This is a genomic window from Finegoldia sp. P3-F-LR, from assembly GCF_052932165.1.
In genome coordinates this window covers 16,684-31,387 of record NZ_JBRFJE010000021.1, presented here as the reverse complement: position 1 = coordinate 31,387, position 14,704 = coordinate 16,684, and the positions used below count along the sequence as shown (strand labels likewise).

The window sequence follows — 14,704 nt, the reverse complement described above, 5'->3', positions numbered from 1 at the left end:
GTAGTTGACAGTTTTTGTGGCGGATGTTTCAACCCTAAAAGAGGCTCGTCATACTACTTCTTCATTATACAAAAATAGTGCAAGATAGGAATTACTTCCTTTCTTACACTATTTATGGTACTAAAAAGGAGGAACGAAATCCTCCTTGTGATTTTCCGATTTATACGAACGGAATATATTGTGAATATCCTTCTTCTTCCATTTTTTCTAATGGTACAAATCTCAAACTTGCACCGTTGATGCAATACCTAAGACCGCCTTTTTCACTAGGACCATCGTCGAACACATGACCCAAATGACTGTCAGCGTGTTTGCTTCTAACTTCAGTTCTAACTCTGGATAATTTGTGATCATCAGAATAATTTACAGAACTCGACGTAATAGTTTTCGTAAATGATGGCCAACCACAGCCCGCATCGTATTTGTCCTTTGAAGAAAATAACGGCTCACCACTTACGATGTCGACATAGATTCCTCTTTCATCAAAATCATTATAAGAAGATGTGTGAGGGCGTTCAGTCGCTTCGTTTTGAGTAACTCTGTAGCTTACATCAGAGAGATTTTGTTTCAATTCTTCATCGGACATTTTCTTGTATTCAGTCGTATCCAAATCCTCATCAAAAGCATTCAAATTGATGTGACAATATCCACCAGGATTTTTGTCCAAATAATCTTGGTGATAATCTTCTGCCAACACAAAATTTTCTAATCTTTCAACCAAAACAGTTAGCTTTTCATCGTATTTTGATTGAATGTAATTCACAACAGAATTGATTATTTCCAAATCTTTTTCATCTTCGTAGAAAATTCCCGTTCTGTATTGTTCGCCAACATCGTTTCCTTGCCTATTCACAGAAATTGGATTGATAATTCTGAAATAATGAAGTAAAATTTCAGCCAAATCCAACCTGTTTTTATCATAGACAATTCTCACCGTCTCTGCGTGATGAGTTTGTTTTACTCTTCTATAATCAGTGTCTGTTCCTTCGCCATTTGCATAGCCTGTGTCAGTGTCAATGACGCCTTGTAATTTTTTGAAATAAGCTTCCACTCCCCAAAAACATCCACCAGCCAAATAAATCGTACTTTTTTCAATAAATCTCATATTACACCTCTTACAAAATTATACCCAGTTAAATATTTTTTATTCAACAGAAAATTTTGCATACAAAAAGCAGCTTATTAAAAGCTGCTCATTGAAATTATTTTGATTTCATTGTTTCTTGGCGATTCATTGTGTGATATGAACCTTTGAATCTTTCCTTCTTAGGACTCTTGTCCCAGATTTCTTCTGCTTCAACTTCCCAGTTTTTCGCATATTCATCGCAGTTACCACAAAGTGAATCTACAGTTTGCTTAGATTCCAAATCAGTAGATTTTGCATCAGTGCTATGAACCATTTCTCTGAGTTCGTTTGGATTTTCAAGCATTGGGCAAGGCATCAACATATTATCGTTGAATGGTTGACCGTCGTGATATTTTGTAAATAGGGGAGCTCTCAAACAATCCAACAAAGATTTTTCCCTGATATTAGAATCGCTGTAGTGAATGAAAACACAAGGTTCTACATCGCCGGATGCATTAATGTGAAGATATCTTCTTCCACCGGCAATACAGCCACCAACATATTCAGCATCGTTTTGGAAATCCAATGCGAATAATGGTTTTTCAGATCTGTATTTTCTAAGACGTTCGATAGTTTGTTTTCTTTGTTCAGGAGTAGGTAGTAAATCAGTTACAGCAGCATTTCCAACTGGCATATAGTGGAAGTACCACACGAAATACGCCCCTAACTCTATTAGGTAATCGTAGTATTCTTCGCTTGTAATTGAATCAAAGTTTTGTGAAGTGTAGCAGCAAGAAATACCGTAAATCAAATGACGTTCTTGTAGCATCTTCATTGCTTTGATTACTTTTTTATAAACGCCATCTCCACGTCTACCGTCAGTTGCTTCTTCAAAACCTTCAAGTGAAATCGCAGGAATGAAATTACCAACTCTTTGCATTTCGTCTACGAAATCTTCGTCAATTAAAGTTGCATTAGTAAATGATAAGAATACACAGTCGTTGTGTTTTTCACACAATTTAATCAAATCATCTTTACGCACAAGAGGTTCACCGCCTGTGTATATGTACATGTAAGTTCCCAATTCTTTTCCTTGAGTGATGATAGAATCAATCTCATCATAGCTTAAGTTTTGTTTGTAGCCGTATTCAGCAGCCCAACATCCAGTACATTTTAAGTTGCACGCAGATGTAGGATCCAACAAAATTGCCCATGGGATATTACAATTGTATTCTTCTCTGTATTTTTGTTGAGTTTGCCATCCCAAAACAGACGCATTCATAAAAAAGTTATACGCTACTTTTTTAATTTGTTTTTTGTCAACTTCTTGGAAAATTTTCATCACAAAACTATGGTAAGGGTGATTTTCGTCTTCAAAAACGTCCATTATAATTTTAATTTGAGGCGAAAAATCTCCGTGAGAAAGGTTTTCTGCCCATTCGACTAATTGTACCCCTCGTTTTTGAGGATCCTTCGCAACATAATCGAATACCTTATCAAATCCATATCTTTTTCCAGCTTCTATAATTTTCATATAACCACCTTTTCATATATTAAAATTTTTTAGAATCAGTTCAATAGATATATATCTTAACTTCATTGTATCTCAAACGCTAATCAAAGTCTTTGGACAAAATTACGTATTTGCCTAAAAATCTAACAAAAACGACTTAAAATCCAATAATTAATTCATTTTACTCCTAGTTAATGAAGATTTAACAGTATCTTTTAATAAAAATCCAATCCTTTTAATCTTCTCTTCGATATCCTCATCCATTCCTGAATTCAGCCATCTGATAATTAAATCCGTAATCGCACTTTGGAAGAATTTAATAATAATCTCCTTGTCATCATTTTTAGCGTGAATTTCCTTGTTCACATTTTCTATGTAGTTTCTCATAATTTGTCCCGATTTATTGTACAAATAATCAGACAGTGTTTTTCTAGAAATAGAATTGTAAATGTGATAAATTGCAGTTTTGTTATCAATAGCAAACTGAAACTCTTCGATAAAATTATCCTCCCAAGAAATATTTTCCGACTCATTCAAAACTCTCTTAAGTCTTATCTCAAAAATCGTGTCTATGATTTGATTCAAATCTTTGAAATGATAATAAATAGTATTTCTGTTGATTCCACATTCTTCAGCTAGTTTTCTCACTGTAATTTTATTCAGAGGCATCCTGTTTAGAAGATTGATTAAATTTTCCATTATCATTTTCTTCGTATAATCCGCGTTCATAAACTCCCCCTTTTAACATAATCATATTCCAAAACTAGAAAAATTTCCACCAAAAAAACTAGCTACTAAAACAAATTAGTAGCCAGCTTTGCACACTTATTTTAATAATTCTTCAGCAATTCTCAAAGATTTTCCAGCGTAAACTGTAGCAGGGCCACCACCCATAGCAACGCAAACTTCCATCATTTCTGAGATTTCTTCGATTGTACAACCTGCATCAATACATCCTTTAGTGTGATGAACTATACATCCGTCGCATTTTACAGTAATTCCGATTGCAAGAGCTATCAATTCTTTTTCCTTCAAAGATAATTTTCCGTCTTTAAAAATTTCTCCACACATACCAGAGAAATTCTTAGCTACATCTGGTAAATGTTCTCCAAATAATTTTGAGTTTTCAGCCAATACTTCTTTACTATCCATAAATTACCTCCTATTTTTTAGACAATTTGCATTGCCCTTTTAATATAATCTTATCAAATACGACGTACAAAATCTTAATTATAGAAGATTTCAATAAATGAGGGGAGATTTATAGCGTTTTCATATAAATAAAAATAAAGTTTATGTGATATAATATAACTATAAAATTTAGGAGGGTAATATGAAAAAGCTTTACAAATTATTAGTTTTGATGATGGTTATGGCAATAGGATTCACAGGATGTGCCAATAATTCTGACAAAACTAATTCTAATGAAAAAACCGCAGAAAAAACTGAAGAAAAAGAATCAAAAGAAGATTCAAAAGCAAAAGAAAACTACGAAATCAGCTTCAGTGGTTCATCTACTTTAGCGCCTGTTATCAGTAAGATTTCTACAACTTTTATCGAAAAGAATGTTACTTGGGATAAGGTTGATTCTTCGTTACCGGACAAGAACATAACTATTTATGTGTCAGCAGGTGGATCTGGCGCAGGAGTTAAGGCTGTGTTGGACAACGTTGCAAACTTCGGAATGTTAGCGCGTGAAGTAAAAGACAAGGAAAAAGAAAAAGTTAAAGACTACAAAGAATACAACTTGGGCCTTGACGCACTAACACTTGCTGTTAATCCAAAAAATAATGTAATTGCAGCAAAACAAGGTAACTTAACTAAGGAAGAAATAGTAAAGATTTTCTCCGGAGAATACAAAAAATGGAGCGATGTTGACCCATCACTTCCACAAGAAGATATCGTAGTTGTAACTCGTGATTTGAGCGGTGGTGCACACGAAGTATTCCAAAAGAAAGTTATGAAAGATGTAAAAGTTAGACAAGATGCAATCCAAGCACCAACTATGGGAGCTTTGGTTTCTAAGATTATCGAAAATCCAAACGCAATAGGATATGCATCATTTGGTATCGCAAATCAAAACAAAGGTAAATTAATTCCTTTGAAAGTTGATGGCGTTGAACCTACTGAAGAAAATATTTTGAACAAATCATATTACATTTCAAGACCTTTAATCATTATGAAGAGCGGTGATTTGACAAAAACAGAACAACTTTTCATAGATTATCTAAACTCAAAAGAAGGTAAGGAAACTATAAAAGATATGGGATTCATTCCTAACAAATAAACTCAAAAGCAAAGTGATATCACTTTGCTTTTTGTACATAATAGCAAAGTTGAGGGGTCGTTATGAGAACAAAAAACAACATATTTAAAACTTTGGTGTATATTTTTGCTTTATTTTCCATAGCTTTATTAATGATACTCATAGGATTTATGTTCAAAGAATCACTTCCTTTTTTCAAACAATACAGTGTGAATAAGTTTTTGTTTGGAAATTTGTGGGATTCGATGGATGGAAGTTTCGGAGCATTCAATATAATTCTGGCAAGTTTTTACATTGCACTGTTGTCTTGTGTATTTTCATTTCCAATTAGCTACGGATTGTCGCTCATGATTGTGTTTTACACAAACAATAAAGTGAAAACTTTAGTGAGTTGGATAATCAGAATTCTTGCGGGAATTCCTTCGATTATTTACGGATTTTTCGGATTGTTTGTAATCGTGAAATTTTTCGAGAAAAACTTCAAAATGGCAGCAGGAGAATCGGTATTTGCAGGAAGTGTAATATTATCCATAATGATTTTGCCGTATTTTGTGGAAGTGTTGACTGAAACTTTTGAAAAGATAAAACAAAAATACAAAAGACAATCGGACTGTTTTGGAATTAGCAAGGAATATTTCATCAGAAAAATCGTACTCAAACAAAGTCTTAAAAGTGCATTCAGTGGTTTCGTACTTGCGTTTTCAAGAGCAATTGGAGAGACTATGGCAGTAATGATGGTGATAGGAAACGCACCGATATTTCCGAAATTTTTCTCAAAAGCAGAGACTATTGCTTCATTAATTGCGCTGGAAGTGGGAATGAGTGAAGCGGGAAGTTTGCACTATCATGCGCTTTACGCAAGTTCATTCGTACTTTTGGTTTTCGTGATTATACTTGATGTAATACTTTTTGTGACTAAAAAAAGGACTGATAATTATGACGAAGTTTAAGGATTTTTTGATTAAATTGTGGGTGTACTTATCATTTGCAGTAGTGTTTTTCTTCGTGATCAAGATTTTTTATTTTTTAATATCAAAAGGGATATCGTCTGTTAATATGGAGTTTCTGACACAAAACCCTCAAGGACTTCCATTAGGAACTACGGGTGGAATAAAATCCAGCATAACTGGATCTTTTTGGTTGATGATAATAGCAATGGGAATTTCCACATTATTGGGTGTTTTTTGCGCGATTTACAGGGTCTTTTATTGCAAATCTGAAATCTTGAAATCAGTAATTTCTCTAATAATTCAATGCATCGCATCCATTCCTTCTATAATAATAGGAATGTTTGTGTATGGATTTTTCATAGTAACACTTAACATATCCAAAAGTTTACTCACAGCATCCATCGCACTTTCGTTGATTGTGTTTCCATTTGTCGAAGTGAATATCGAAAAATCAATAGCAGAAATCAACAAAAACACAATCAAAGACAGTTTTTCTCTTGGAATTGACAAGACATATATGATAAGAAAACTAATAATGCCAATGATTTCTAGAAATATCATAACGATTTCGCTATTGGCAGGAAGTTATGCGATAGGAGCGACCGCGCCACTTCTACTCACAGGAGCAGTGTTCATGAATAATTCCGTTGGATTGTTCAAACCAGTTACAGCGCTGCCTTTTCATTTGCACATGCTACTTAGCCAATCAATTGCAATCGAAAAAGCGTATGCGACGGCGTTGGTTCTTATCATGATATTGATAATTTTACACATATTAGCTTATGTGGTGCTAGTATTTTCGGGAGGTAAAATAGTTGAGCATATTACAAATAAATAACCTAGACATATCCTACAAAGAAAAAAATATATTGCAAAATGTTAATTTGACCGTTGAAGAAAACGAAATAATCAGCATAATGGGAAATTCAGGATCAGGCAAATCGACATTCTTGTCTTGTCTGAACGGATTTTTGACAGAAAATGGTGGACAATATTCGGGACAAATATTATTCGACGGGACAGACATCTCAGAATACAAACTGATCGATTTGAGAAGACAAATATCTATGCTATTTCAAGATTCCACAGTGTTTGACATGTCTATCGAAAAAAATCTCACATATACATTGGAATATTTTTTAGGCAAAAATTACGACAAAAAAACGAAAATAGAACAAATACTTAAAAGCGTGAACCTGTACGAAGAATTAAAAGACAATCTTAAAATGAATGCCAACAAACTATCTGGAGGACAAAAACAAAGACTCTGCATAGCCAGAATGCTCACAACAAATCCCAAAATACTGATATTTGATGAACCTTGCTCATCTTTGGATTTGCAAAATACATTGGCAATAGAAAATCTGTTGAAAAATTTATCACAAAACTACACCATCATAATCTCAACACACAACACAGACCAAGCAAAAAGAATTTCGGATAGGATTTTGTTTATTGAAGATAAAAAACTGGTTTAACACGATGAAATATAATAATATAAGATTTAAGGACGAGAGAAAATATGAAAATTATGGTAGTTGAAGATGATATTGATTTATCAGAATTAATTAGGATGTATTTGATTCCAGAAGGATGGGAGATAGAAACTTTTCATACTGGTAAAAAAGCAGTTGAAAGTTTTAATCGAAATCATTATGATTTAATACTTTTGGACTTATTGCTTCCAGATATAAATGGGTTTGAGATATGCAAACAAATACGAGAAAAATCAACAATTCCAATAATTATGCTCACTGCTCTGGAAGATTCTATTCATAAAGTACAAGGATTAAATATGGGTGCAGATGACTATATCATAAAACCTTTTGAGCCAACAGAATTAGTAGCTAGGATTAAGTCAAATCTTAGAAGAAGTTATGAATTTTCTTCTGTAAAATCATTAAACAATCAAGAATATGAACTTGACGAACTCATTGTAGGAAGTTTGCGATTGAACAGAAAAACGCATAAAAGCTTTTACAATGAAATAGAAATAACTTTAACGCCGAAAGAATTTGAAATTTTATGGCTGTTGATGGAAAAACCAGACGATGTTCACAATATGGATGAAATACATTACAAAATTTGGAAAGATGAAGTTTTATCAACCGAGGTAAATCCTGTTATGGTGCATATAAGAAGAATACGAAGTAAATTTGAAAAACATGGAATAAGTTCCATAATAAAGACAATTTGGGGAGTGGGGTATAAAATTAATGCGTAAAGAAAATTCATATATTAAAAGAATTATTCTGTATCAATGCTTATGGATAGCTGTTGTAATTTTTCTTACATTTGCTTTTCATAGATTAATCGATAGTTTAATAATTTATAATATTGATACAGAAGCTGAGTTAGGATCAATATATAAGATTTATTTTCAATATGGTAATTATGTTTTCATTATGATATGCGCAATCTTCATAATTTTCGGATGCTTTTATATTCAGAATAAAGAATTCGAAAAATATCGCGAGTATTTTGTATCTGGAATTAAATACATTAAAGGCGAAATTCCTGAGATAAGAGAATTTCATGAATCTTTATCTAACGAAAGAATAGATTTCATTAATATTCGAAAACTTATATTAGAAATGGAAAACAATTATGAACTAGCATATAAGGAAAAAACAGATTTGCTGACGTATTTGGCACATGATATTAAAACACCTCTATCAAATTTATTGGGATATTCTACTTTGCTTTACGATGAAGATAATTTAACTGATGAACAGCAACGAAAGTTTATAAAAGTTATCTACGAAAATGTGAAATCATTAAATAGTTTGAGCGAAGATTTCTTTTCTTATTTGAAATTCAATTTGAATGAAATCCCAATTAACATCAAAAAGTTTGATGCAGAGCTATTTTTAAAACAATGGGAAGAAGAAAGAAAAACATTGGTAAACGATAATGTTTTGGATATTAGATTTGCAAATACTTCTGGTAAAGAAATTAATACAGATCCTGAATTACTCGTGAGGATTTTAGATAATTTAGTATCGAACGCAAACAAATATTCAAAAAAAGGATCAACAATAATAGTCAAAGTTGAGATACAGGATAAAGCATTAAATTTGACAGTTAAAAATGAAGTTGAAAATAATTTAAACGTAGATTGGAAATTGGTGAAAAATAAATTTTATCGCGGAGATATGTCACGAAATCGCATAAAAAACAATGGATCTGGAGTTGGACTTACAATTGTGAATGATATTGTGACACATTTGAATGGAGAATTTGAAGTGTGCAATAAAGATAATTGGGTAATTGCAAATGTAAACATTCCGGTTTATTAAAAAAGAAAGAAAAAAGCAATATTTTATACAAAAAAACTTAATCTCTTATTTTGAAGACTAACCTATAATGAATTTATAAGGTTAGTTTTTTATTGGCAAGTCATAAGGGGGGATAGTTTATGAAAAAAATAATACGCTTATTAACATTTTTATTGGTTTTTGTTGTAGGATTAGGATTTTTCTATAGTAACGATTCACGTTTTATGGAGTTTTTTATAAGAGAATTTAATACTACTGTAAATATAACTACCAAGCCACAAAATATTGGAAATAATATCATTGAAATTCAAAAAATTGCGAAGAAAAATAAAATTAGTTTCATAAAAGAAGTCTACATACCCAAAAATTCATTAAAAGAAAAACAAAAAATAAATATATTTATTTACCTTGATGATGCTAGGTGGTTTAAGAAATCATTTAAGAATATTGATATAGATGAAGATGATAATGGTATTAATAAGTTCAAAAGTGTAAATAAGAATAGCTTTTTGACTAGCAAAAAAATTGATTTTATTGATTATTCTAGGATTGAAAATCTTACTTTTAATGGAGATTATCATATTAAGGGAACACCTTCTAATGTTCAGAAATTTATCAGTGAATTAAATACTAGACCAGATTTGGGCATTGATACGAGTGTTGATAAATCTTTTTCGGTTGCCAGTGAAGTTACTCAAAAACAAGCCATATTATACGTAATGCTTATTTTAGTAATTATTTTTGCTTTATTATTTAGTTTTGTAATTTATAATTCATCACTTTCTAAGGAAATATCGATAATTTCTCTATTGGGTCATGATAAATTGAGTTTTTGCTATAAAAAGGCTATGAATTTATTAGCAATTCCTATATTAATTTCATGGTTAGGAATGTTTAGCTTTTTATTTTATTTGACAAACCCAGACTCAATAATCGGATTTTTAATATCCATCAAACCAATATTATTATTACTTGGATTAATAGGATTTACATTGATACTATTCTATTTTCTTATGCTTTACTTTAGAGTTAAGAATGTTAGCACTATTTCGTGGTTAAAAGGCTACAAAAAAAGATATAAAATAAGTCCTGTGATTTTTAAAGTTATTTCATTTTCTGTTGTCCTGTATCTATTTGTTGTAACTGTGTTTGGATTAAGCGATTATGTTACTTCTACTTCATATTTTGATGCATGGGAGAAATCGAAGAATTATGCAAATATAGCTTGTGCATGGCCGTGGACTTATGTTGAAAATGATGATAAATTTGAAAAAATAGTAGTACCTAAATTAAATAATTTATGGGATGAATTAGATTCTAAAGGCGCAATACTATTTTTCACACCAAATATCCAACATGAAAATGATGATGAATATTTAAACAATCAGTTTTTTAGAGGAAGGTATGCTTATATCAACAAAAATTATCTTGAACTAAATAATTTGGTTGATGAAAAAGACAGACCATTAGCTAAATATACGTCTAATTCTAATGAATGGATTATATTTGTACCTGAAAACATTTCAATAACTGATAATGATAGGCAAAATATAAGAAAATCACATGTGTTTAATTGTACAACTAAACAAGAAAATGTCAGTGAGAAGTATATTAAAATTAAGGGAAATCAACAAGTTTTTACATTTGATAGTCAGCAAAAAATAAATAGTCCAGATATATTGAATTATGCTTTGATTATGGTTAATGGCAAAGAATTAGTTCCTACTGGAGAGATTAAACTACCATCATTGGTTAACGGGAAGTTTCATCCTTATATTTCAAATCCTAATAAGTGCTATGAATATTTAAAACCAGTTATTCAAAAAACAGAATCGTCTCCTTATATACTTTACGTTACAAGCATTTATGATGAAGTCATTGAAAAAATAGAAATGTATAAGACGGAAACTATTATTTATCTTTTAGGATTTTTATTATCGGTTTTAGTATTGTTTGTAACGATAAAAATAGATGAAGAATCATATTTTTATAATTATGGACAAAGAATTTACGTTTCTAGATTACTGGGATATGATTTTAAATCTATCCATAAATCTAAAATAATTCAGATTATAGTTGGGTTTATCGTAAGTGTTATTATTTGTTTTATGATAATACTCTTTACGATATATTTTAGAAGTTTTGGGTTTTTTGAACCAAGAGATGGGTGGAATTTAAGAAAATTAGTAATTTGTCTAATTATGTCAATTATTAGTATTATTATTTGTTTCATATATGAAATTATTAACGTAAAAAAGAACGAAAAAAGTTTAGTGAGAAAGATAAAGGAAGGTAATTAAATGAATATTGATAAACCTCAAATATCATTGAAAAATATATCGAAAAAATATGGGAACCATAAAATATTAGAAAATATTAATCTTGACATTTATGAAGGAGATTTTATTTGCATTTTTGGTAAAAGTGGTGGTGGCAAGACAACGCTATTAAATATAATAGGAACGCTTGAAGAATATGATGAAGGGGAATTGATTTGCTTTTCTGAACATAATCCAATTAGAAATAGAAAAGAATCTGAACTTTTACGAAGGTATAAAATAGCATATCTTTTTCAAAACTTTGCATTGGTGGATAATATGACAGTTCAAGAAAATTTAAATTTGGCAGTAAAATACAGCAGAAGTACAGATAAAAAATCAATCATCCAAAAAGCTCTTATGGACATGGGAATAGAAGACAAGATTAAATCAAAAATATATGAACTATCGGGTGGAGAACAACAAAGAGTAGCTCTCGCGAGAAATATGGTTAAGCCGTATGAAATAATGCTAGCAGATGAACCGACAGGATCGTTAGATAGTGAAAATAAAAAGATAGTAATTGATACACTTGTAAAACTAAACAAATTGGGTAAAACTATAATTGTAGTAAGCCATGATAAAGAATTTGAAAAAATTGCACATAAAAATTTTATTATCGAAAACGGCAAACTGAAACAGCTAGAATTTGCTGTGGAGAAATAATAGAATATTTGGGATTATAATATCAGGTTATTATTTCGAGGATCTGATACACAAAACTTTTCACATACTTCAATTATCCTACTTGCTAGTTAAGCAGGTAGGATTTTTTTGATTTCAAACGTCAAGAAATTCTAAAGATTACAGAAAAAATAAGCAAATTTAGTGAAGTTGTGATATAATTTTAACTGTTAAATATATTAATAGGATGATGAAAAATGGAAAAATCAAATCAAAAAAAATACACTTTTTTGATTAATACGACACCACCTCCAAGGCTTATAAAAAGAATGGATCTTGTAAAAGAAAAGTTCGATTTGTATGCTATTTGTTGGGACAAAGGTGGAGATGAAAAATATGATTTCAAGCGTGATTTTTGCAAGAAGGAAATAATCAACATAGATGCTGACAACAGTAACCCTATGAAAAGACTTATTCCAACTTACAAATTCTCACAAAAAGCTTATAAAGTATTGGAGAGAATTAAACCGGATTTAATTCACGTCCAAAGTTATGATATGCTAGAGATAGCTACAAAGTACAAGAAAAACAACGACAACAAGGTTAAGATTATATACGAAGTACCGGATATTCACAGATATTTGACTGATGACAAGAAGAATTTCCCGATGAATATTGTGTCTTCTGTTTTGAAAAAAAGAGAGAACAATATGCTTTCATTCGTGGATTTGATGATTGTTACTAGTATGAAATTCTGGGAACATTTTGAAGGAAAATACAGCAAGGATAATTTGGTGTTCATGCCTAATATTCCAAATTTGGAATTATTCAAGGATTATGATAAGTTAAGGGTGAAAAACCAACACGATACTTTCACTGTAGGCTACATTGGCGGTCTTAGATATTTGAACGAATTGAAAAAGCTTACGAAAGCTATGGATGGTTTGGGAATGAATTTGATGATGGCGGGTTTCGAGAGTGGAACGTACTTCAAAGAGCTTGCTGAAACGAAAGATTTCATTGAATATCGTGGCAAATTTTACTATGACGATGAGATTGCAGAGCTTTATTCAAAATGCGACTGCATATTCTCAGTGTACGATGCGTCGATGAAGAATGTTAGGATTGCACTTCCGAACAAATTATACGAATCCATTCACGCAGAGCTTCCTATAATTGTCGCAAGAGACACTTATCTATCAGAGGTTGTTAACGAATGGAATGTGGGAGTTGCGGTTGATCACGAATCAGACGAGGAAATGAGAAATGTTTTACTCAAACTTAGAGATGACCAATCATTCTACCACACGCTTCAAGAAAACTGTAGAAAGATGCAATCGGAATTAAATCCACAAAAAAATAACGAAAGATTATTAAATAGAATAGAAAATTTATTTTAAAGGAGAGAATATTATGATTAATGTAATTGGTTTAGGTTACATAGGTCTACCTACAGCGTTGATGCTATCAACATCAGGCAACAAGGTAGTGGGAACAGATATTAAAGAAGAAGTAATTGACAAATTAAAGCATAAAGAATTAACTTTCGAAGAAAAAGGAATGGATGAGCTTTTCGAAAAAGCTTTGAATTCAGACATCACTTTTTCATTAAAACCAGTGTCCACTTCTTTCTATATTATTACAGCACCAACTCCATACGATCCTGTATCTAAGAAATTGGATTGTTCTTATGTAGTAAAAGCTGTAGAATCAGTTTTGGAACCTGCAGAAGAAGATGCGATTATAGTTGTTGAATCAACAGTTTCACCGGGAGCTATCGACACTTACGTTAGACCTGTTGTAGAAGAATATATCGAAAAATCAGGCAAGAAATTAAACTTGGTTCACGCTCCAGAAAGAATTATCCCTGGTAACATGGTTTACGAATTGGAACACAACGCTAGAACAATCGGCGCTGACGATCCAAAATACGGCGAAAAAGTTAGGGAAGTGTACTCAACTTTCTGCAAAGGTGAAATCAATCTAACTAACATAAAAACAGCTGAAATGACAAAGGTTGTTGAAAATACATTCAGAGACATCAACATTGCATTTGCGAATGAATTGGCTAAGATTTGTCGCCAAGGTGGACTTGATGTCAACGAAGTTATCAGAATTTCCAACAAACACCCAAGAGTTAACATACTGTCACCAGGACCTGGTGTAGGTGGACATTGTATTTCAGTTGACCCATGGTTTTTAGTTGGAGATTATCCACTTCTTACTGAAATAATCTACAAAGCTCGTCAAATCAACGATTCAATGCCAGAATACGTTCTTAAACGCGCTTACAATATTATGAAAGAAAACAACTTAAAAGATTTTTCAAGAGTTGGTATTTATGGATTGACATACAAAGAAAACGTAGATGATGTCAGAGAATCTCCAACACTTCAATTATTACAACACCAAAAAGAACATTTGGGAGATGGATTGAAAGTTTACGATCCAATGGTAAAAAGAGAAGTTGTGGAAAATCAATACCACGATTTGAACAAATTCTTAGACGATGTTGATTTCGTAATCGTGATGATTGGTCACGATGAAATCAGAGAAAACATGGATGTATTAAAAGACAAAGTTGTACTTGATACAAGAAACATCGATGTTGATAACAAATACAATTTCTACAAATTATAAAACAAATCAAAGGGCGCTAATATTTGCAGCGCCTTTTTTTCAAAAGAGG

The 14,704-nt window shown here is 31.6% G+C and carries 14 protein-coding genes; 10 read left to right on the top strand and 4 right to left on the bottom strand.

All coding sequences use genetic code 11. From position 1 onward, the window contains the following. Nucleotides 1–160: 160 nt before the first annotated feature. The 4 genes from msrB to ACU68U_RS07815 form a co-directional block, all read right to left on the bottom strand. Nucleotides 161–1,105, bottom strand: a complete 945-nt coding sequence (gene msrB / locus ACU68U_RS07830) for a peptide-methionine (R)-S-oxide reductase MsrB (protein ID WP_154254979.1) — start codon at nucleotides 1,103–1,105, stop codon at nucleotides 161–163. 97 nt (nucleotides 1,106–1,202) lie between these two features. After that, entirely contained in the window at nucleotides 1,203–2,600 is a 1,398-nt protein-coding gene (locus ACU68U_RS07825; protein WP_316450514.1) for a radical SAM protein, read from the bottom strand. A 150-nt stretch (nucleotides 2,601–2,750) separates the two neighbouring features. Continuing rightward, the gene (locus ACU68U_RS07820; protein WP_154254981.1) at nucleotides 2,751–3,308 is read right to left on the bottom strand and encodes a TetR/AcrR family transcriptional regulator; all 558 of its coding nucleotides are present in this window, start codon (nucleotides 3,306–3,308) and stop codon (nucleotides 2,751–2,753) included. 96 nt (nucleotides 3,309–3,404) lie between these two features. Then, nucleotides 3,405–3,731 (bottom strand): carboxymuconolactone decarboxylase family protein, encoded by a 327-nt coding sequence (locus ACU68U_RS07815; protein WP_002835813.1) that lies wholly within the window; start codon nucleotides 3,729–3,731, stop codon nucleotides 3,405–3,407. A 181-nt stretch (nucleotides 3,732–3,912) separates the two neighbouring features. Between ACU68U_RS07815 and ACU68U_RS07810 the strand changes: the two genes are divergently transcribed. The 10 genes from ACU68U_RS07810 (at nucleotide 3,913) to ACU68U_RS07765 (ending at nucleotide 14,655) form a co-directional block, all read left to right on the top strand. Then, a complete protein-coding gene (locus tag ACU68U_RS07810) occupies nucleotides 3,913–4,866 on the top strand; it encodes a phosphate ABC transporter substrate-binding protein (protein WP_094206674.1) in 954 nt (317 codons plus the stop codon). A gap of 62 nt (nucleotides 4,867–4,928) precedes the next feature. Further along, entirely contained in the window at nucleotides 4,929–5,795 is an 867-nt protein-coding gene (pstC, locus tag ACU68U_RS07805) for a phosphate ABC transporter permease subunit PstC (RefSeq protein ID WP_094224155.1), read from the top strand. Next, nucleotides 5,782–6,633 (top strand): PstA family ABC transporter permease, encoded by an 852-nt coding sequence (locus ACU68U_RS07800; protein WP_446763091.1) that lies wholly within the window; start codon nucleotides 5,782–5,784, stop codon nucleotides 6,631–6,633. The genes pstC and ACU68U_RS07800 overlap by 14 nt, the downstream gene beginning before the upstream one ends. Continuing rightward, nucleotides 6,611–7,273, top strand: coding sequence for a phosphate ABC transporter ATP-binding protein (locus tag ACU68U_RS07795; RefSeq protein ID WP_446763090.1), 663 nt, complete (start codon nucleotides 6,611–6,613; stop codon nucleotides 7,271–7,273). Before ACU68U_RS07800 ends, ACU68U_RS07795 begins: the two co-directional genes overlap by 23 nt. Nucleotides 7,274–7,317: 44 nt before the next feature. Then, nucleotides 7,318–8,019, top strand: coding sequence for a response regulator transcription factor (locus ACU68U_RS07790; RefSeq protein ID WP_446763089.1), 702 nt, complete (start codon nucleotides 7,318–7,320; stop codon nucleotides 8,017–8,019). Further along, nucleotides 8,012–9,094, top strand: a complete 1,083-nt coding sequence (locus ACU68U_RS07785) for a sensor histidine kinase (RefSeq protein WP_446763088.1) — start codon at nucleotides 8,012–8,014, stop codon at nucleotides 9,092–9,094. The genes ACU68U_RS07790 and ACU68U_RS07785 overlap by 8 nt, the downstream gene beginning before the upstream one ends. Before the next feature lie 119 nt (nucleotides 9,095–9,213). Beyond that, entirely contained in the window at nucleotides 9,214–11,373 is a 2,160-nt protein-coding gene (locus ACU68U_RS07780; RefSeq protein ID WP_446763087.1) for a hypothetical protein, read from the top strand. Then, the gene (locus ACU68U_RS07775) at nucleotides 11,374–12,057 is read left to right on the top strand and encodes an ATP-binding cassette domain-containing protein (RefSeq protein ID WP_154254985.1); all 684 of its coding nucleotides are present in this window, start codon (nucleotides 11,374–11,376) and stop codon (nucleotides 12,055–12,057) included. It begins immediately after the preceding gene. Between the two features lie 215 nt (nucleotides 12,058–12,272). Next, nucleotides 12,273–13,415 carry a glycosyltransferase gene (locus ACU68U_RS07770; protein WP_446763086.1) on the top strand — a complete coding sequence of 381 codons (1,143 nt, stop codon included), beginning with the start codon at nucleotides 12,273–12,275 and terminating at the stop codon, nucleotides 13,413–13,415. Nucleotides 13,416–13,428: 13 nt separating this feature from the next. Next, nucleotides 13,429–14,655 carry a nucleotide sugar dehydrogenase gene (locus tag ACU68U_RS07765; RefSeq protein WP_154271245.1) on the top strand — a complete coding sequence of 409 codons (1,227 nt, stop codon included), beginning with the start codon at nucleotides 13,429–13,431 and terminating at the stop codon, nucleotides 14,653–14,655. The last annotated feature ends 49 nt before the right edge of the window (nucleotides 14,656–14,704 follow it).